The sequence below is a fragment of the Candidatus Amarolinea dominans genome, assembly GCA_016719785.1.
Taxonomy (GTDB): domain Bacteria; phylum Chloroflexota; class Anaerolineae; order SSC4; family Amarolineaceae; genus Amarolinea; species Amarolinea dominans.
In genome coordinates, this window is record JADJYJ010000003.1 from 296235 (window position 1) to 315570 (window position 19336).

Here is a 19336-nt window from a genome sequence, read left to right on the forward strand (position 1 = left end):
CCCCCCCCCCCGGTTGGGGGGGGGAGAAAAAAAAAGGTGGAACCCAAACAACAAGAAAAAAAAAAAAAAAAAAAAAAACTTTTCACAGTCGCTTTCGTTTTTGTTGTAAGAGGGAAAAAAAGAGAACAAAGGCGGCGGCCCACCCCAGGGGGGGGCGGGGGGGGGGGCCCGGTCGGTTGGGGCGCCCCACCGCTGCGCCCGGCGACCACGCTGCCGGCCCTCGTCGGGTTTTGGCAATCGGCCCTCCCGAGCAGTTTTCGCCCGCCGCGGACGGGTCCGACTGCGCCTCACCATCTCTCATTGACATTCCCTGGGAGTATCTCTTCGACAGCCTGACAAACCGTTTCCTTGCACTTTCTATTGATACACCCATCGTCCGCTACCTCGATCTGCCAGAGGCAATCACGCCTTTGACAGTGCATCCTCCGCTCTCCGCGTTAGTCATGATCGCCAGCCCTTCCGACCTCAATCCACTTGACACAGAACAAGAATGGGCAAAACTCAAAGAAGCTGTCTCTGACCTGGAACAAAAGGGCCTACTGGTGATGGACCGTCTCGAGACTTGTACACTCACCACTATGCAGCAGCGCACCCCAGCATCCCCCAATTTCCCCTCTCTCTGGGTCAGCGCACCCCCCCAACCTCCCCCCCCCCTGGCGGCGGTTTTGATCCGGCTGCCGGCAGCGGCATTCTTTTCATGGAAGACGAAACAGGTCACAGCCAGGCAATCAATGCCTTTCGCCTCGGCACCCTTTTACACGACCACAAGTCACTGCGTCTCGCCGTGTTGAATGCCTGTGAAGGGGGACGAGCCTCTCGCAGCGATCCGTTTGGCGGCGTTTGTCAAAGTCTACTACAACAAGGCATCCCCGCTGTCATTGCTATGCAGTTCGAAGTAACAGATAAGACCGCCATCGTTCTGACGCATTCATTCTATCAGGCCCTGGCAGACGGATACCCGGTTGACGCTGCGCTGGCGGAGGCCCGCAAGTCAATCTTCATCAGCAACGATCTGAATGGGGCCCGCCGGGGGGCCGGAGGGCCGGTGGTGAGCGCCGCGGCCTCTGATCCATTTGCCGCCCAAGCATTGCCTGAACGCGTTCCACAGACCCAGACAGCGATCGCACCCCCAGTAGTTCCGCACATTCAACCTGCGAACGCCCAGGCGCAACCGGCGCAACCTGCAGATTCCACCCGGCAGCCAGCGCGCAGTCGTACATGGGCCTGGTTTGGGTTGACACTGGCGCTGGTCGCTCTCATAGGTGTAATCGGTTGGCAATTCTTGCCATGGCGTGGAGTTGACCGCTCTTCGACCTCTACGGCCAGCAGCATCACCGCAACCAGATCGCTGGCAACCCTAACTGCCCCCACGCCGGCGCTTGCTTTCACTACACCAACGGTCAGTGCAGCGGTTCCAGCAATGGGGACAGGTTCGGCGCCTGCTCTGCGAGTCCGACAGCACCGCACGGTGCCACACGGGCAAGGGCGAACTGCGGGTCAGCACCAAGCAAGATCCGCTCGCGCCGGTGCGGCAACATCTGAGTGGCCCCCTTCGCGACGGCGTCGCCTCTGTGCGATGGGCTCGCTAGGTGAGGTTTAGTCGTCAATCGGTTCCTCTACATCACCTGACCACCACCGCGCAGGGGACGAAGAAGCTGTCGTAGCCGGACGATGGGGCGTTGACCGCGGCGCGGTAGCGCAGGCCGGTGGATGACCCGCCGTCCAGGTTGACGGCCTGCACCAGGCCCAGGTCGGACGCGGCCAGGAAGGCCGCAAACCCGGCCAGGGTGGCGGAGGTGACATCGGCGATGAAGATGACGCGGCCCTGGCTGTCCACCCCCGCCGCGGTGCGGGCCGCAGGGTCGCTGTCGTTCAGGCCGGACACCGGCTGACCGCCGCGCACCAACATGGGCCAGCCCTGCAAGCCCAGGCGCAAAGCATCGCTGACGCTGCCCGGCGCCGCGGCCAGGCTGGCCTTGTTGCCGCGCACCAGCAGCACGCCGCCCCAACCGGCCCGCAGCGGCGCCAGCACCCCTTCCGGTCCGGCCAGCAGACCGATGTGGCGATTTTCATTCTGGTCGGTGGTCAGGTAGAAGCCGCAGTTGATGGCCGCCAGCGCGTCCCGTTCGTTCAGCCAGGCCCCCACCGTTTGCATCTGATCGGGATTGGCGCTGAACGCGATATCGAAACGCACCACGGTCGGATCGAGGCGCAAGGCCAACCGCGCCGCTTGGCCCAGATTGCGGCGAATCTCTGCGCCGGCGAAGAGCGGCTGCCAACCGCTGTCCAGGTTGGGATCCCCTCGCGTCGGCGGGGCCGTGATGGGCGTGAGAAGCGCCGGCGTGGGGTCCTGGAGTTGGGGCGTGGGAACCTCGCACGCAGCGAGCAGGATGCACAGAAGGCAGAGGATGAGCTGAGTCGCCACGCCTGGCATCGTGCGCACGCGGCGGAAGCTGTGAAGTTCAATGAACCTGTTGGCCGATGGGTGTGACATGCTGATGTGCCGCCTTAGGCCCCGTGCAGGATGCGCGTGAACAGCTCTTCGTAGCGATCGGTGATCTGTTCCCAGCGGTAGTGCGCGTCCGCGTGCGCCAGAGCGCGGCGGCGGTACGTCTCCACGGTTTGCGGCGAGGCCAGCAAATGATCCAGCACCGGTTTCAGCCCCGCGCTGCCTTGACGGCCATCGTAGACCAGCCCCGCATCACCGATGGCCTCCCGATTTTCGGGGATGTCGTTGGCAACGACGCAGTTGCCCAGGGCCATCGCTTCCAGCAGAGCCGGGTGGGTGCCGCCCACCTCCGATGGCTCGACGAACAGATAGGCATTGCTGCACAGCTCCCGGTAGCCCTGGCCGAAGACATAGCCGGTGAACAACGTGCTCGGCCCGGCCAGGCGGTGCAGATGGGCAATGTAGTCGGCCTGGTACGGCGCATCGCCCACCACCACGCAGCGGTAGCCGCTGTCCAGCCCCTGGCAGGCCTCGATCAGGTGATGGACGCAGTTTTCGGGCACCAGTCGTCCCACGAAGAGGACATAACGCTGCGGCTCCAGCCCGAAGCGGCTCAGGGTTTCGCCGGGCGGCAGGCGGCCGATGTCCGCGCCGTAGGCAATGACCGCGGCCGGCGCGCGCTGAAAGCGGTTCTGATAGTAGGCCGCAACCACCTGCGAATCGGTGATGAAGGCGTTGGGCAGGCGCAGCGCCAGGTGTTCGGCCATCTGAATGTAGCGCGCCGCCCACGCGCCCCACTTGGCCCGCCGCCAATCCAGGCCGTCCACATGCAGGATGACCTTCTGCCCGGCCAGGCGCGGAATCCAGCTCACGATGCTGTTGCCCGCGATGACCATCAGCACCAGGTCATAACCCTGGCCCAGCGCATGCAGCGCGCTCAGCGTGGTGTGAACGATGGTATCCAGGTGCTTGTGGCGCAGGGTGGGCAGCTTGACCAGGCGCACCCCGCGGTAGCGGTTGCCCGCGACCTGGATATGCGGCACGCGGCAGTAGACCGTCACCTCATGCCCGCGGCCGGCCAGGTGGGCGCTCAACTCTTCCATCATCGTCTCGAAGCCGCCGTAGTTCGCGGGAATACCGCGGCCGCCCATCAGTGCAATTCTCATACGTTCTTCCCAGCTCTTACGGATTTAGTTCAGTCAGCGCGGCGTAGACCGCCTCTATGCGCTGCACGTGCTGCGCCAGCGTGAATTGGCCGGCGACGCGCGTCCGCCCGGCAGCGCCCAGACGCCGGGCCTGCGCCGGATCGCCCAACAGGCGGGCCAGCGCCGCGGCCAACATCGCCGCGTCGCCTGGCGCCACCAGGTAGCCGGTCTCGTCTTCCATGATCAAGTCCTCCGGCCCGCCCCGCGTCGCCACCACCGGCAGTCCCAGCGCCATGCCTTCCAGCACGGTCAGGCCAAAGCCTTCCATCGTGGTGGTCGGCACGGCCAGCACATCAAAGGTCTGCATGATCTCCGGCACCTGCGCCCGCGGCACCTCACCGGTGAAAATCACGCGGCCGGCCAGCGGCCCGCTGTTGGCCTGTGCCAGCAGGGCCTGGCGCAGCGGTTCATACACCGGCAGTGCGCCGCCCACCAGCACGAAGCGCGCGGTGGGCCATTGGCTGCTCAGGCGGGCGGCCGCGTCCAGGAAAACCGCCTGCCCCTTGATCGGGGCGATGCGGCCGACCATGCCGACCACCGGCGCGGCGCCCAGCCCCAACTCGGCGCGCACCGCAGCCGCAGGTCGTCGCGGGGTAAATGCCGCCAGATCCAGCCCATCCGCCGCCACATGCAGGCGAGGGTCGGTCCGCCGGCGACCCCACTGGCTGGCCACAGCCCGGCTGTTGACGATGACCGCGACAGACAGGCTGAGCATGGCCCGGCAAAGCAGGTCACGCAGACGGTTGCCCACCGGCAGGCGTTCGCGCACGTGCCAGACGTGCGGCAGGCCGGCCAGCCGTGCGGCCAGAGCACCGTCCAGCGCGGCGCTGCTGTTGGTATGCACCAGCGCCGCCTGCTCCTTTCGCAGCCACGCGGCCAGGCGCATCACCGACGGTGGCAGCCGCAGCGCCAGGCCCGCCAACGCCCGCGGGAGCGTAAATCTTGCCTGGTGCGCGGCGCGGCCAACGGCCACACGCGCCAGGGCACGCCGGCCTGCGTCAGGGCCTGGCTGAACGGCCCGGCAAAGGGCAGCAGCACCAGCGGTCGCCAAGCCGCCGGGTCCAGATGCGTCGCCAGGTCGAGCAGCATCGCCTCCGCGCCCGCCCAGTAGCCGGTGGCGTTGATGAAAACGACGCGGCGACCGGCGGCCGCCGGAATTTTCAAGACCGCGGAAGTCCTCTTCGCTACAGACATGGCGCACGCTGAAAGAGCGTCAGTTCGCTGCCCGGCCAGCGCCAGGTCATGACCGGCGTCGAGAATGCGGCCAGGCCGGCGGTCAGCGCATCGTCGCGATCCACCAGCCAGGCCCGAGCGGACCAGAGCCAAATGCGGCAATGCCCGGCGGCCTGTTGAGCGACAAACACCGCGGGCGTCTGGCGCTGCGCCGTGTCGCCATTGTACCACGCGATCGCGCCAGGTGGTGTGCCGTAGAACGCCAACGGCGCCAGCAAATAAACTTCCGGCGCACGCAGCAGGAGCACGTCCGCAGGCTGCACCGCGCTCTGCAGGAACTGCGCCGGCTGCTGCAAATCCTCCTGCGCAAAAGCCGGATCGCTCACGCCCCTGAGCCAAAAAACCGCCGACAGCGCCACAGCCATCCCCACCAGTCGCCGATCCTGCACCGCCAGCCACAAGAGCAAGGCCGGCAGAGCAAACAGCACATAGCGCACATTGAAGTTCGTCTGCGCCCACCAAGTCAGCAGATTGGCGCCGAGCAGGGGGATGGTGAGCCAGAGGAGGAGGAGAGCGGAGAGCGGAGAAGGGGAGAAGGGGAGAGGGGAGAGGGGGAGAGGGGGAGAGGGGGAGAGGGGGAGAAGGGGGGAGTGGAGAGTGGAGAGCGGAGAGGGGAGACCGGAGATTGGAGATCGGAGGAGGGAGAGCGGAGATTGGAGGCCGGAGATTGGAGACCGGAGGACGGAGATTGGAGACCGGAGGACGGAGATTGGAGACCGGAGGACGGAGATTGGAGACCGGAGGACGGAGAGCGGAGAGCGGAGGACGGAGATTGGAGATCGGAGGACGGAGATTGGAGATCGGAGGACGGAGATTGGAGATCGGAGGACGGAGAGCAGAGATTGGAGACCGGAGATTGGAGAGGGGAGATTGGAGAGCGGAGAGGGGAGATCGAGAATCGAGGCAGCCGGGCGCGATAGGCGAGTAGGGGAAGGATGATCCAGGGTGACGCGGCGAGGAAGAGCCAGCCCAGGTGTTGCAGCAGCAGGTCGCGCAGCCCCGCGCCGTTGGCGAGCGCCTGGCGCAGCGCCTCCGGCGGCGGGCCAACCGCAAAGCCCCAGTTCAGGGTCAGCAGCGAGTAGGCCACCTGCGCCAACGGCAGCCCCGGCCGCGTGACGGGAGTTGACCAACCTGCGGCCGCGCCAGCCAGATAAACGGCCAGCGCGGGCGCGCTCAGCAGCAGCGCCAACGCCAACGCCGTCAGAAAAAAGCGACCGCGCTCGCGCTGCCAGATCAGCACCCACAACCCCAGCGCCGCCACGAGAAAGACCGTCCACAGCGACGCGGCCAGCAGCAGCGCCAGGCCAAGCCCCAACAGCCGCCAGCGCCCACCAGGTTCCCCATCCCATACCTCTCCCCCCTCTCCTCTCCGCCGTACGGAGAGGAGAGGGGCCGGGGGTGAGGTGCGGTCTCCCCCCTCTCCTCTCCGCCGTGCGGAGAGGAGAGGGGCCGGGGGTGAGGAGAGGCGTCGCTGTGCGGAGAGGAGAGGGGCCGGGGGTGAGGAGAGGCGTCGCCGTACGGAGAGGAGAGGGGCCGGGGGTGAGGTGCGGTCTCCCCCCTCTCCTCTCCGCTGTGCGGAGAGGAGAGGGGCCGGGGGTGAGGTGCGGTCTCCCCCCTCTCCTCTCCGCCGTGCGGAGAGGAGAGGGGCCGGGGGTGAGGAGAGGCACACCACCAACAGCGCCAACGCGCCCACAAAAGTATAAAACGATGCTTCCTGGCTGTACCAGATGTGCAGCGGGTTCAACGCCAGCAGCAGCGCCGCCGCGTAACCCGCGCGCGGCCCCGCCCACGCCCGCGCCACGCGCCAGATCAACGCCACGCTCAGCACCCCGCACAGCAGCGCCGGCCAGCGCGCGGCGACCGCGCTGTCGCCCGCCAGCGCCAGCCAGGGCCGATAGAGCGCAAAAAAGAGCGGCGAGCGTGCGGTCGTAATCTCGACATTGAAAAGCGCCGCAATAGCCGGCCTTGTCAGCATGCCGACGTTGGCGATCTCGTCCAGCCACAAGCCCCGATTCAACCCAATGCTGCGCACGAACGCAGCCAGGAGGAGGATGAAGAGAAACGCCGCGTCGCGTCGCATCCACGCTGGCCCTGAACCCGGTAGTTTCATGCGGCGCGCTCCAGGATCGGGGCGGCCGCCGACTCCAGCAGACCCAGGTAGATCCAGAAGTAGGCGAGCCAACTGGCCTCCGTGGCCTGAAACGCCACCAGCAGGCCCACCAGCGCTAGCAGCAGTCCTCCTAGCACGGCACGCGACAGGCCCTGACTGCGACGCCAGGCCTGGAAACCGCGCCAGCCGGCCAGCGCCAATGCCAGCACAAAAGCGCCGAGACCGAGGATGCCGGTGTTGTACAGTTGATGGATGAACAGGTTGGGAATCCAGGAGGTGGTGTTGGCGTTGGGATAGTAGTAAACCTGGCTGTACGCGCCGATGCCCCAACCGATCCAGGGATGCTGCGGCCACACGCTGAGCGCGTGGCGCAGGATTTCGCCGCGCACCCACACGTTGCCATCGTCTGCCAGGTTGCCGAAGGTCGCCAGACGCTGGGCCAGCGCGCCGCCGCTGCTCAAATCCACCTGTGGCACGAGAAAACGCAGGTCGGACCAGCCGAAGAGGGCGACCAGGCAGAGACCGACGAGGCCCAGACCCGCGCCCGCGACCAGCGCCGTGCGCGGATGCCGCCAGGCCCAGGCGATCAGCGCCAGGCTGCCAGCCAGGGCAAATCCCAGCCAGGCCGTGCGCGTCAGGCTGGCGACCAGGCCGCCCAGGCCCAACGTCAGCGCCGCCCAGGCCGCCAGGCGCCAGCGCCACGGCAGTCGCTCCGTAAGCAGGCTGATCGGCAGGGCCAGCAGCGCCACGGCCAGGCAGTAGGAACCGTAGATGTTTGGCTCCCACTGGCTGCCGGTGGGCACGAAGCCGCCATCGGTCTTGAAGACGACGCCCAGGTTGAGGTGCAGGAGCGGCCAGGCGACCGCGCTCAGCAGGCCGAAAGCCGCCACCCCCGCGCCGATGAGCATCTGCACCCACGCTGCCTGGTTGGCGTCCAGGTTGCGCCAGCGGCCGGGCGCGCCCGGCGCCGGTTCCGCCGACGCCAGGTTAGCGGTGACGAGGTAGATCGTCACGACCAGCACCAGTTTGGTCCAAAGCGCCAGACTGTTGGTCACGTTGGGCGCGTGCATGAGCGACGCGGCCAGCCCGATGACCAGCCAGGCGAGCAAGGGCCAGCCGGTCAACGGCCAGCGCCAACGCCGGCGCCCTGCGACCACATCCACGGCCAGCAGCGTGCCGACCAGGGCCAGCGCCAGGTATTCGGCGTAAAGGCTGAAGCCGCCAATCGTCAGCTCGTAGCGGTTGGCGCCCGCGGCCAGGATGATGACCCACAACCCGGACGCCGGCCACGTCAACAGGGCGACGATCAGCCCCAGGCCGGCCAGCGCGGCGGCCAACACCCACATGGGGCCAAGCCACGTCAGCAGCAGAGCCACCGGCAGGCTCGCCAACGCCAGCAGCGCGTAGACGAGCGGAGGGTGCATGATGGAGGAGGATTGCTTGACCTGGTGCAGCATGGCGTTCAAGGGGCGGTCGGGCCGTAATACTGCCCATAGGTTCCAGCGGGCAGCGGCAGCCGATTGAGTACCGCGCCCACCACGTGCGCGCCGGCCGTCGTGAGCAGAGCCATGGCGCGCTGTGCGGACCGGCGCCGGGTGCCCTGGGCATCCACGACCAGCAGGGTGGCGTCGCTGGCGTGCGCCAGCAGCGCGGCATCTGCCACCGCCAGCACGGGCGGCGTATCGAGTACGATCACATCGGCCGCCTGGCGCAGGTCAGACAGCAGCGCAACCATGCGCTCGGAGCCGATCAGTTCAGCCGGATTGGGCGGCTGCGGTCCGCTGGTCAGCAGGTGCAGGCCAGGCACGGCCGTCGGCTGCAGATGGGCTGTCAGCGGGCCGCCGTCGGGCAGCAAGGCGGTGGTCAGGCCCAGGTTGTTGCTGACGCCAAACACGGTGTGCAGGCGCGGGCGGCGCAGATCGGCATCCACCAGGATGACGCGCTGGCCCGCGTGCGCCAGGGCCACGGCCAGGTTGGCGGCCGTGGTGGTTTTGCCCTCACCCGGCTCCGCGCTGACCACGCTGAGCGTGCGCAGGGGCCGGTCCAGGCTGGTGAAACGCAAATTGGCGCGCAACATGCGGTAGGCCTCGGCCGCCGCCGAATGAGGGGCCTGGCTGACCACCAGTCCGCTCTGGTCCAGGCTGCTGCTGCGCCCCACGGCGGCGAGAACGGGCAGGGCAATGGCCGCAGTGACTCGTTCGGCGCTGTTGAGCCGATCATCCAGCGCTTCCAACAGCAGCGCGGCGGCCAGGGCCATCGTCAGGCCCACGATCGCGGCCGCCAGGGCATTGAACAGCGGGCGCGGGCGCAGCGGTCGGGCCGAGGCACGCGCCGGTTGCACCACCGTCACGTTATCGCTGGCCTGCGCCTCGGCCAGGCGCACCGTCTCATAGCTGGCAGTCAGCGCACTCAGCGACTGGCGCAGGCGTGAAAGCACCTCCGAGCTGGCGCTGCCCGCCGCCTCCTGCTTGATTTGCGTCTCCAGCGCCGCCATCTGCTGCTCCAGATTGGTCTTGGACGCGGCAAAGCGGGCCACTTGGCGCATGCGGTTGGTTTCGATGAACGTCTGCGCCACAGCATCAGCCACCTGCGCGGCCGCGGCCGGTGACGGGCCTTCGACGCGCAGACGGATCAACTGTGTCTCGCGAATCGGTTCGGCGGTCACAGCCAAAGGCCAGGTGGGCGCGGCGCCGTCCTGGCTCAGGCGGGCAATCGTGGCCTCCAGGGTGGCCGGCTGCACGATAATCTGCGCGTAGGTGGAAGCCAGGCGTTCGCTGGCCGCAATGGCGCCGATGTCCCCGCTGCTCAGGCTGGCTGGGCTGACCTGCAGCATGGCTTGGGCTTGATAGACAGGGGCGAGGCGCTGGCTCCAGCCAAAGGCGACCAGGCCGTACAGGATCGGCGCAGCCAGCAGCAGCCAGGCTCGCCGGCGCAGAAAATGAGCGAAAAAGATGAAATCAGGCACCGGACTCTTTCAGGTTGTTTAGGATTCCAGGGTGGGCCTGGTCAGTTGATCGAGCAGGTCGAGCACCAGGTCATCCACGTTGTCCTGGCTGGGCAGGGAGCCAATCAGGCCATACATCGGCGCGGTGCGACCGGACAGGCCGCTGCCCTGTCCCAATGTGCGTGAGGCCACGCTGGTCAGGCGCGTGACCAGGCGCGGCGGTAAGGCATGAACGACCTTTTGCGCCACGCGCAGTCCGCCGGCGGCCAGGCGGCGTCGGGCGTCCGGCTGGCTGACCTGCTGCACCGCGTGGGCCAGATCGGCTAAGAATGAATCGGTGACCGCCACGTGCGCCATGTTCACGGTCATGTGCAGGCTGGGCGGCGACTGCTGGCGGTCCAGGTGCCAACCGGCCAGGGTCAACTCATCGCCAACGTCGTAGATGTCCAGGCGCGTGGAGCCGATCGCCAGGACGCTCATATCGGGGCTGCCCAGCACATGCAGACCAGGCGTGGCGTTGATGCCCTGCTTGAGTTTGCGCGCGGCGGCCATCACCTGTGCGGCAAGATTGACATAACCGGATTCGCCGAGGTAATTCATCACCGCCCAGGCTGCGGCGATGGCGCCGCCCGGTCGCGTGCCGGTCATGGTGGGTGACGGGTAGATGCCGCCGGGCCAGGCGGTTTGCACGAAGAACTGAAAGCGGCGCAGGTCAGCGCCGCGATAGAGAATGACCGAGGCGCCTTTGGCCGCGTAGCCATACTTGTGCAGGTCAACCGAAAGGGAGGTGACGCCGGGCACGCTGAGATCGAAGGGCGGGACGGCATAGCCCAGGCGGCGGGCGAACGGCAGCATCATGCCGCCCACGCAGGCATCCACGTGCAGCAGCAGCCCCCGCGCCAGCGCGACCTGGCCCAGCTCACGAATGGGGTCAACCACGCCCTGGGGATACGACGGGGCCGAACCGACCAGCAGGATGGTGTTGGGCGTGATCGCAGCGGTCATCGCGGCCACGTCTGCGCGGAAGTCGGCGCGCACCGGGACATAGACGGCGGTCACGCCAAAATAGTGGGCGGCTTTGGCCAGGGCCGGATGCGCGGTGATCGGCAGCACCATCTCTGGCGTGCGAATGGCGGGCCGGCGGCTGCGCGCCCAATCACGGGCCGTTTTGACCGCCAGCAGCAGGCTCTCGGTGCCGCCGGAGGTCATATTGCCGACGATGTCATCACCGGCGTTCGCCGCGCCCAGCAGATGGCCGGTCATCGCGACGACGTCGGTTTCGAAGCGGCGCAGACTGGGGAACGCGGTGGGGTTGAGGCCATTTTCGGCGAAGAACATGGTGTACGCCGCCTGCAGCAGTTCGCTGACCTCGTCGCCCGCGCTGAAGACCAGGCTCCAGGCCCGTCCCGCGCGCCAGTTCACATCATGGTCGCGCAACGACGCCATGCGGGCCAGAATGGCTTCTTTCGTGTTTCCGTGGGTGGGCAGGTGTGCTGATTCACTCATAGCCGCGAGATTATAGCCGAGATGCGCGTCAGTGCCAAGTGAGAGAGCGGGCGGAATGCTGAATTCAGAATTCCAATGCTATAATACCGGTCACGCAGGCAGGTGACGGGGGGATCATGCGTTTTTTCAACACGGCGGGGCCGGTGCGGGGTGAGCGGTGACTATTTCCGGAGTTCGCGTGCCCTGGCGCGCCGTGGTGTTGGCGGTCAGCATCACCGCGGTTCTGGCCGCGCTCTGGCTGTTCAGCCAACCGCGCCCAATGCCGCCGCCGCTGCCCTGGGCGCCGGAGCGCCTGCACCTCGGCATCAATGTGGATCTGACCACGCACGACGATGCTGCCCTCGACAGCACCCTGGGCCGCCTGGCTCAGCTTGGCCTTACCACCGTGCGCCAACGCTTCGACTGGAATCGGATCGAGCCGGCGGCCGGTCAGTTCACCTGGGATGCCTACGATCGCATCGTGGCCGCGGCCAACGCCAATGACCTCGAACTCCTCGCGGTGCTCGACGGCTCACCGGCCTGGGCGCGGGCCGCGGTGGACAGCGCCAATCCCCTGGCGCCGCCGCAGGAACGCGCCGACTTCGGTCGCTTTGCGGCGCACGTGGCCGCGCGCTACGCAGGCAAAATCAATTTTTACCAGGTGTGGGACGAGCCGAACATCGCGCCGCACTGGGGCGCACGTTTCGTTGACCCCGCCGCTTACGCCGGCCTGCTGCGTGAGGGTTACGTGCAGATCAAGGCCGCCGACCCGAATGCCGTGGTGCTGACAGCCAGCCTGGCGCCGACCCTGGAAACCGGCGGCGCCAATCTGAGCGACATCGCCTTCCTGGAGCAACTGCTGGCGGCCGGGGCTGGCGGCTGGTTCGATGCGGTGGCGATTGCACCGTATGGTTTCGATCAGGCGCCGGACGCTCGCCCGTCGGCCGACAGGCTCAACTACCGCCGCGCGGAACTGCTGCACGACGTGTTGGCGCGCCGCGGCCTGACCGCCATGCCGATGTGGGCGACGGCCGCCGGTTGGTACGCGCCGCCGGCTGGCTGGAATGGGCCGCCCGCGCCCTGGCCCGCGGTGACTGAGGAGCAGCAGGGCGCTTACGCCGCGCAGGCGCTCGATCTGGCGCGGTCGTGGCCCTGGCTGCACGGCTGGCTGTGGGCCGGCGAGCAACCGGCGCAGGCCGACGATGTGCGCTGGGGTTTTGCCCTGCACCGGCCTGATGGTTCCGAGCGCCCGCTGACGGCTGCCCTGGCCCAGGCCGCGACCGCGCGCAGCGACGTTTTGGCGCCCGGTCGCCATCAGCCAACGGCCCCTGCGCTGCACTACAGCGGCGCCTGGCGCGTGACGTCCCTGGCGGCCGATCCGGCGCGCTCCCCTGACGACGCCTTGACCTTCCGCTTCACCGGTCGTCGCCTTGACCTGGAGGTGCAACGGGGCAACTACTGGGCCTACCTGATCATCAGCGTGGACGGCCAGCCCGCCAACGCGCTGCCCCGCCAGGAAAACGGCGATGCGATCCTGGTACTCTACGATCCCCTGGCCGCCCGCGCCACCGTGACCGTGGCCGACCGCCTGGCGCCCGGCGAGCACCAGGCGACGGTGCATCCGGTGGGTGGCTGGGGCCAATGGCCGCTGCTGGCGCTGACCATCTATGACGAACTGCCGTCGCCGGGCCTCTCGCGTCCATTTGACTGGCTCTTGCTGATTGGGGGCCTGCTGGGGAGTCTTGCGGCGCTGTCCTGGAACCGCCTGCGCGCCTTGACGGTGAACCCAATCGTGATGGTCGGGTTGGCGACGACCGCCGCGATCCTCCTGGAATGGGCCGCGCAGTTGATGTTGTTTCTGATCGCGTTCACCCTGCCCCTACATTCGCCCGAATTATTGACCTGGCTGGGCCTGGCGTTCTTCATCCTTTCTCGCCTCATCCTCCTGGTGGCAGGAGAGAGATTCGGGATCGGAGATCGGAGATCGGGCACGTGGAAGGCGGGAATTCGCCGCTCCCCAGTCTCCAATCTCCGGTCTCCGGTCTCCGGTCTCCGGTCTCTGGTCTCCGGTCTCTGCTCTCCTCCCTCCCCCCTCGACCTTCCCCTGCTGGCGTTCCTCGCTGTGGCGCTGCTCAGCACCTTGCAGGCTGCGAATTTCGGCGTCGCCAGCCGCGAGTTTCGCACGGTATTTCTGGATGCGGCGATCTTCTATTTCCTGGTCAGCAGGCTGTTGACGGGGGATGGCCAGGCGACTGCAAGTCGCAGCAACGAGGGCGAAGTCCACCGGCGTGGACTGGGATCGCCGTTTTGGCTCGTGCTGGATGGGTTGGCGCTGGGTGCGGCCGCGGTGGCGCTGGTGGGTCTGGGGCAAGCCATCCTGGGTGCGGACATCATCCGCGCGGAGGGGGTGAGCCGGGTGCGCGCCTTCTACGGCTCGCCCAACAACCTAGCCCTCTACCTGGAACGAGTGCTGCCCATGCTGTTAGCGGTCGCGGTCTTTGGCGCGGGGCGCCGGCGCTGGGTTTACGAAGGACTGGCGGCTCTCGTGTTGCCCTGCCTGATTTTGACGTTTTCGCGTGGCGCGCTTATGCTTGGCCTGCCCGCCGGCCTGCTCGTGATTGGCCTGCTGCGCCGCGGTCGCACCTTGCGCGTGGTGAGCGCCGGATTGGGCGCCGGCGCGGTGGGCCTCGTCACCGTTCTGGCGACCGGCGCGGCGCGTTTCGCCGGCTTGTTCGATTTTCAGACCGGCACCAGTTTCTTGCGCCTGAAGCTGTGGCGCGGCGCCTGGCAGATGGCGCTCGATTTTCCCTGGCTGGGGGTTGGCCCGGATAATTTCCTGTACGCTTATCGCACGCGTTACGTGCTGCCCAACGCCTGGGAGGAACTCAACCTGAGTCACCCGCACAACATCCTGCTCGACTTCTGGACGCGCTTGGGGCTGGCTGGCGTGGCGGTTGGCGCCTGGCTGCTGACCGCCGCGGCGCGGGCGGGCTGGCGCTGTTATCGGGCGCTGCCAGATGGCAATGAACGCGCCGCCGTCCTGGGCCTGCTGGCCGGGCTGGGCGCCGCGTTGGCCCACGGCCTGGTGGACAATTCCTTCTTCCTGATGGACCTGTCCTTCTTCTTCTGCCTGTGCGCCGGTCTGTTCAGCGCCCCCCCGCAAACAAAATCTTGATTTTTTTTGCCACGAATTACACGAATTTTCACGAATTTTTTCTGTCCATCCGTGCCATTCGCGGCAGAACAATCAATCATCGTCACCCGATCTCTGATCTCTGATCTCTGATCTCCTGAATACCAGAAAGGAAACCATTCATGCGCATTCTTGTCACCGGCGGGGCCGGGTTCATCGGGTCACATCTGTGCGACCGGCTGTTGGCCGAAGGGCACAGCGTCATCGCGATGGACAATCTCATCACCGGCAACACCGATAACATCGCCCACCTGAACGGGCGGCCTGATTTCGAGTTCATCAAACATGATGTCACCAAGTACATCTATCTTGCCGGGCCGCTGCACGCGGTCATCCACCTGGCATCGCCGGCCAGTCCCGTTGATTTCCCCAAAATTCCCATTCCGATCATGAAGGTCAACTCCCTGGGTACCCTGAATGCGCTCGGCCTGGCGCTGGCCAAGGGCGCGCGCTTCCTGATCGCTTCGACCTCCGAGGTGTACGGCGACCCGTTGGTGCATCCGCAGCCAGAGACCTACTGGGGCAATGTCAATCCGATCGGCCCGCGCGGCGTCTACGATGAGGCCAAGCGCTTTGCTGAGGCGCTGACCATGGCCTATAACTTCCATCACGGCGTGGAGACGCGCATCGTGCGCATCTTCAACACCTACGGCCCGCGCATGCGCCTGGACGATGGCCGCGTGGTGCCCAATTACCTGACGCAAGCCCTGCGCGGGGAACCGTTGACGGTCTACGGCGACGGCAGCCAGACGCGCTCGTTCTGCTTTGTCAGCGATGAGGTGGACGGCATCTACCGCCTGCTCATGTCCGCCGAAGTGCAGCCGGTCAACATCGGCAACCCCAACGAGTTCACCATGCTGGAATTCGCTTACATCGTCAATGAGCTGACCGGTAATCGAGCCGGGGTCATCTACAAAGCCTTGCCGGTGGACGATCCCAAGCAGCGCAAGCCAGACATCTCGAAAGCCCGGCGCGTGCTGGGCTGGGAGCCGCGCATCGAAGTGCGCGAGGGTGTGACGCACACGATCGAGGACTTCAGACGCCGCATGAAAGCGCGCGGTCTCCTGGTGGGGTAACACGCAAAGTACAAAGTGCAAAGTACAAAGTGCAGAGGGCAGAGGGCAGAAGTGCAAAGTGCAGAGTGCAAAGTGCAAAGTGCAGAGTGCAGAAGTACAAATCTAAAATCTAGAGTGGACGATGTTTTGTACTCTGTAGTTACGGAGGTGTCGTGTACTCAACGTGGCAACGACTGTTGTTGACCCTGTACGCTGTGGTTTTGAGCGGATGGTTTCGGCTGGGTAAGGTGCCGCTGTCGAAGCTGGCTAATTTGACGCGGCCGGGATTGCCGCCCACCCTGCATGGCCTGGGCGACCTGCGCGATTTTGCCCAGTGGTGGGAACAGCACACCGAATGGCGAGCCGACCCGTTCAACGGCGCGTTCGACATTTTCCCCAGCCTGTCGCACGCCGAGTGGCAATGGGCGCGCGGGGGCACCTTCCGCGACGATTGCGATGGCCTGGCCTACCTGGCTGCCAACCAGATCAAGCCATTTGCCGACGCGACCACTGAGGTTTACGTGGTGACGGTCATCACCGACCCCTTCTCCTGGGGCAAGCAGGGGTTGTTGATGGCGCCGCACGTGATCTGCCTCTTTCGCCGGGCCGGCCACTGGCAGATGGTCAGCAACAGCCTGCTCTTTGCCGACACCTGGCTGGACTTCGAAGAGGCGCTGCAGGAGAACCCCTACGCCTACGGGCATCCCCTACTCTTCTATGAAGTGCGCGACGCCAACCTGCGCTTCGTGCGCAGCAAACGCTTCCCCACGCCCAAGGTCAAATCGGCCGTGCGGGAGATTCTTCCGCCGGGCGTAGGCCATTTCTGAATTTGACATTCCTCATCCAGCATCGAAGAAGCGCTTGACATCCAGCCGATCGCTGGTGACGCGGCCGGGAGGGAGGGCGGCCAGGACGCTGCGGCCGTAGAACTTGTGCAGGAGGCGTGAGTCGAGCAGGGCAATGACGCCGCGATCGGATTCGGAGCGCATCAGGCGGCCGACGCCCTGCTTGAGGGCCAGGGTGGCTTCGGGCAGCATCAGTTGGGAGAACGGTTCGCCGCCGCTGGCGCGCAGCAAGCGATCACGGCCGGCCACCACCGGGTCGGAAGGCACAGGGAAGGGCAGGCGGTCAATCACCACCAGGCTCAGGGCCTCGCCGGGGATGTCTATCCCTTGCCAGAAGGAGCGCGTGGCGAAGAGCACCGCATTGCCCGCGGCCTGAAACTGGCGAATCAGCTCGGCGCGGGGCGCATCTCCCTGCCTGAGCAGCGGAAATTTGACGTGCGGGCTGACGGTGTCGTACAGATAGCGCATGCGCGCCAGCGAGGTGCAGAGGATCAGCGCGCGCCCGCCGCTGTAGGTGATCAGCCGGTAGACCTCGCGCGCCAGTTCGAGTTGATAGGTCTCCTCGTCGCCGTTGCGGTCCGGCGGCGTCAGATGGGGCGCGGTGTAGATAAGCACGTTGTTGAAATAGTCGAAGGGGCTGGGGACATCGAGCGTGACGCAGTCGGTCGGCGCACCCACCTGGCGGCGGAAGAATTCATAGCCGTCCGACGTGCGCAGCGTGGCCGAGGTGCAGATCACCGTTTTGACCTTGTCGAAAAGGTGCTCGGCCAGGAAATCGCTGACCTCCAGCGGCCGCTGGATGACGAAAAGCGAGCGCGGGTCGCCAGCGTTCATGCGTTCGACGAAGCGCACCCGGCCCGCGGGCACCTCCGCCGCCATCATCTGCAGCTCGAACTGCGACAGCGCCAGGTGCTCCACGAAGCGCCGGAACTCCGCATTCATCTCCTCACTGCCGTAGGGCGCTTTGATCGCCTGCATGGCCTTGGCGGCCTCTTGCAGATGCAGCGCCATGCGGGCCATTTCTGGCTGGGCGCCCGTCAGCTCCCAGCGCCCAAAGGCCTCGCGCGGCGCATTCTCCGTCAAATCAGCAAACAGGGTATTGTTGTCGCTCTGCAACTGGCCGCGCAGTGCGCCGGCCAGGTAATAGTTGACGTGATTGGAATTGATGATGCCCTGCATCTTGCCATAGGTCAGCGTCAGTTGCAGGGCCGTCGCCGTGTAGCTCGCAAGTTCATGCGCTTCGTCCACCACCACGACATCGGGCATAGTGAAGAAGGGCGCCTCGCTATTGAGATCGAGCGCCAGCAGCGAATGGTTGACAACCGCCACATCGGCCTGATCCAGGCGCCGCTTGGCTCGCTCGTAGAAGCAGAGGCGGATCAGCGGGCAGCGATTGCCCAGGCACTCGTGATTTTCGATGGTCAGATGCGGCCGCAGGCGCTCCGACAGGTTGAGCGCGTCCATTTCGCCCGAATCCGACTGCGCCCATTCGATGAAGCGCGCGGCGCTGAACCCGGCATTCTGATGTTCGGCGGTCGGGCGTTTTGCCATCTGGTCGAGCTTGCGATTGCAGATGTAGTTGCTGCGCCCCTTGAGCAGCGCGGCCTTGAAGGGACGCGGCGCCACCTGCTGCAGCGCAGGGATGTCTTTCAGCCAGAGCTGATCTTGCAGCAGCTTGTTGGCCGTGGCCACCAGGACTTTTTGGCCGGACCAGATGGCCGGCACCAGGTAGGCAAACGACTTGCCGGAACCGGTGCCCGCTTCGATGAGCGCGTGCCCGGCGCTGCGCATCGCTTGCATGACCGTCTCGGCCATTTGCAGTTGACCAGGCCGAAAATAGTAGCGATCGCCCAGGTAGCGCGCCACCGGTCCCCCTGGGCCGAGCACCTGGCGCAGATCCACCTCGTGCCAGGGGGTTGGGGTGCGCTCGGCTTCCGGCTCCGCGTCCGGCAGCGCAATTTCGTCCCAGATCGCCAGCGGCGGCGTGATGAGCGCGCCGTCGTCCTCTTCACGGAGCGTAAGCGCTGGCTCGCGGCGCCGCGGCGGTTGCGCCTGCGCCTCGGCCGCCTGCGCCAGGGTGTCGAGCAGCGCCTGCGCCTCCAGATTGTCGGGCGCCAGGGTCAGGAGGTCGCGCAGGATGTTGAGCACCCGCTGATACTGGCGGCGCTTGAGCGCGCGTTGGGCCTGCGAGAGGGCAAAGCCGATGGCCTGCTCGCGCCGCGCCGGCGCTTCGGCAATGGCGATGGGCAGACGCAGCACGCGGGCGCGCAACGCCAGCGCCTCAGCCAGCAGGATCACGCCCCGCCAGGCGCGTGAATTAGCCTGCTTGAACAGATCGCGCGATGTTTGGATGAGCTGATCGGCGCGCGCAAGGGACAGCGTCGCCACCATCCCTGATACCGTTTCGGCGCGCTCGCCGCGGCGGGTCATAGCAGAGGCGGCTGCGGCCACGGCCAGGCGCCACAACTGCAGGCTTTCGTCCGGCGTGCCGGGCCGCTCACGCAGGTCAGCCAGCAGCACCAGCGCGCGCTCGTAGTCGCTGCCGGCAAGGCTGCTCTCCTCGATTTCTTCCGGTGGATCGGGTATGGTTTGGCTCATGGCGCCTACGGATGATCACAAAGCCGTTGCAGGCGAGCGATTGAAGAGCGATTGAAATCGCGCCTCACGGGCGTTCCGCCGGGCGTCCACCTGCGTGGACGCGATGCCGGTCGGCTGCATCGAGCGATTGAAATCGCACCTCACGGGCGTTCCGCCGGGCGTCCACCTGCGTGGACGCGATGTCGGTCGGCTCGAAAGAGCGATTGAAATCGCGCCTAA

General features: G+C 66.3%; 14 protein-coding genes. 4 read left to right on the top strand and 10 right to left on the bottom strand.

Going from position 1 to position 19336, the window contains the following annotated elements:
* The first annotated feature begins 697 nt into the window (after nucleotides 1-697).
* The gene (locus tag IPM84_04790) at nucleotides 698-1600 is read left to right on the top strand and encodes a CHAT domain-containing protein (protein MBK9092086.1); all 903 of its coding nucleotides are present in this window, start codon (nucleotides 698-700) and stop codon (nucleotides 1598-1600) included.
* Between the two features lie 21 nt (nucleotides 1601-1621).
* Here IPM84_04790 and IPM84_04795 read toward each other — a convergent pair whose 3' ends face one another.
* From IPM84_04795 to IPM84_04835, 9 genes are read right to left on the bottom strand one after another with little or no spacing between them, the layout of a single operon-like run.
* On the bottom strand, nucleotides 1622-2494 hold the full coding sequence (locus IPM84_04795) for a phosphodiester glycosidase family protein (GenBank protein MBK9092087.1): 873 nt from the start codon (nucleotides 2492-2494) through the stop codon (nucleotides 1622-1624).
* A gap of 14 nt (nucleotides 2495-2508) precedes the next feature.
* A complete protein-coding gene (locus tag IPM84_04800) occupies nucleotides 2509-3615 on the bottom strand; it encodes a DUF1972 domain-containing protein (GenBank protein MBK9092088.1) in 1107 nt (368 codons plus the stop codon).
* 16 nt (nucleotides 3616-3631) lie between these two features.
* Nucleotides 3632-4627, bottom strand: coding sequence for a glycosyltransferase (locus IPM84_04805; GenBank protein MBK9092089.1), 996 nt, complete (start codon nucleotides 4625-4627; stop codon nucleotides 3632-3634).
* Complete coding sequence (locus IPM84_04810; GenBank protein ID MBK9092090.1) at nucleotides 4540-4818, bottom strand: hypothetical protein; 279 nt, start codon at nucleotides 4816-4818, stop codon at nucleotides 4540-4542. Before IPM84_04810 ends, IPM84_04805 begins: the two co-directional genes overlap by 88 nt.
* Before the next feature lie 20 nt (nucleotides 4819-4838).
* Nucleotides 4839-5324: a hypothetical protein gene (locus tag IPM84_04815; GenBank protein ID MBK9092091.1), complete on the bottom strand. Its 486-nt coding sequence runs from the start codon at nucleotides 5322-5324 to the stop codon at nucleotides 4839-4841.
* Between the two features lie 26 nt (nucleotides 5325-5350).
* Nucleotides 5351-6997 (bottom strand): glycosyltransferase family 39 protein, encoded by a 1647-nt coding sequence (locus IPM84_04820; protein MBK9092092.1) that lies wholly within the window; start codon nucleotides 6995-6997, stop codon nucleotides 5351-5353.
* Complete coding sequence (locus IPM84_04825) at nucleotides 6994-8463, bottom strand: O-antigen ligase family protein (GenBank protein ID MBK9092093.1); 1470 nt, start codon at nucleotides 8461-8463, stop codon at nucleotides 6994-6996. Before IPM84_04825 ends, IPM84_04820 begins: the two co-directional genes overlap by 4 nt.
* Nucleotides 8460-9962: a polysaccharide biosynthesis tyrosine autokinase gene (locus IPM84_04830; GenBank protein ID MBK9092094.1), complete on the bottom strand. Its 1503-nt coding sequence runs from the start codon at nucleotides 9960-9962 to the stop codon at nucleotides 8460-8462. The genes IPM84_04825 and IPM84_04830 overlap by 4 nt, the downstream gene beginning before the upstream one ends.
* A gap of 18 nt (nucleotides 9963-9980) precedes the next feature.
* Complete coding sequence (locus IPM84_04835; GenBank protein ID MBK9092095.1) at nucleotides 9981-11447, bottom strand: aspartate aminotransferase family protein; 1467 nt, start codon at nucleotides 11445-11447, stop codon at nucleotides 9981-9983.
* A gap of 178 nt (nucleotides 11448-11625) precedes the next feature.
* Between IPM84_04835 and IPM84_04840 the strand changes: the two genes are divergently transcribed.
* The 3 genes from IPM84_04840 to IPM84_04850 all read left to right on the top strand — a co-directional run bounded on the left by IPM84_04840 (nucleotide 11626) and on the right by IPM84_04850 (nucleotide 16501).
* Nucleotides 11626-14601, top strand: coding sequence for an O-antigen ligase family protein (locus IPM84_04840; GenBank protein MBK9092096.1), 2976 nt, complete (start codon nucleotides 11626-11628; stop codon nucleotides 14599-14601).
* A gap of 140 nt (nucleotides 14602-14741) precedes the next feature.
* Nucleotides 14742-15695 (top strand): SDR family oxidoreductase, encoded by a 954-nt coding sequence (locus tag IPM84_04845; protein ID MBK9092097.1) that lies wholly within the window; start codon nucleotides 14742-14744, stop codon nucleotides 15693-15695.
* A gap of 152 nt (nucleotides 15696-15847) precedes the next feature.
* The gene (locus tag IPM84_04850; GenBank protein MBK9092098.1) at nucleotides 15848-16501 is read left to right on the top strand and encodes a hypothetical protein; all 654 of its coding nucleotides are present in this window, start codon (nucleotides 15848-15850) and stop codon (nucleotides 16499-16501) included.
* Nucleotides 16502-16513: 12 nt separating this feature from the next.
* Here IPM84_04850 and IPM84_04855 read toward each other — a convergent pair whose 3' ends face one another.
* A complete protein-coding gene (locus IPM84_04855) occupies nucleotides 16514-19117 on the bottom strand; it encodes an ATP-dependent DNA helicase (GenBank protein ID MBK9092099.1) in 2604 nt (867 codons plus the stop codon).
* Between the last annotated feature and the right edge of the window lie 219 nt (nucleotides 19118-19336).

Bases quoted from the DNA above. Each gene is read 5' to 3' on its own strand.
- IPM84_04790 (MBK9092086.1), top strand. From the start codon at position 698: ATGGAAGACGAAACAGGTCACAGCCAGGCAATCAATGCCTTTCGCCTC.
- IPM84_04795 (MBK9092087.1), bottom strand. From the start codon at position 2,494: ATGTCACACCCATCGGCCAACAGGTTCATTGAACTTCACAGCTTCCGC.
- IPM84_04800 (MBK9092088.1), bottom strand. From the start codon at position 3,615: ATGAGAATTGCACTGATGGGCGGCCGCGGTATTCCCGCGAACTACGGC.
- IPM84_04820 (MBK9092092.1), bottom strand. From the start codon at position 6,997: ATGAAACTACCGGGTTCAGGGCCAGCGTGGATGCGACGCGACGCGGCG.
- IPM84_04835 (MBK9092095.1), bottom strand. From the start codon at position 11,447: ATGAGTGAATCAGCACACCTGCCCACCCACGGAAACACGAAAGAAGCC.
- IPM84_04845 (MBK9092097.1), top strand. From the start codon at position 14,742: ATGCGCATTCTTGTCACCGGCGGGGCCGGGTTCATCGGGTCACATCTG.
- IPM84_04855 (MBK9092099.1), bottom strand. From the start codon at position 19,117: ATGAGCCAAACCATACCCGATCCACCGGAAGAAATCGAGGAGAGCAGC.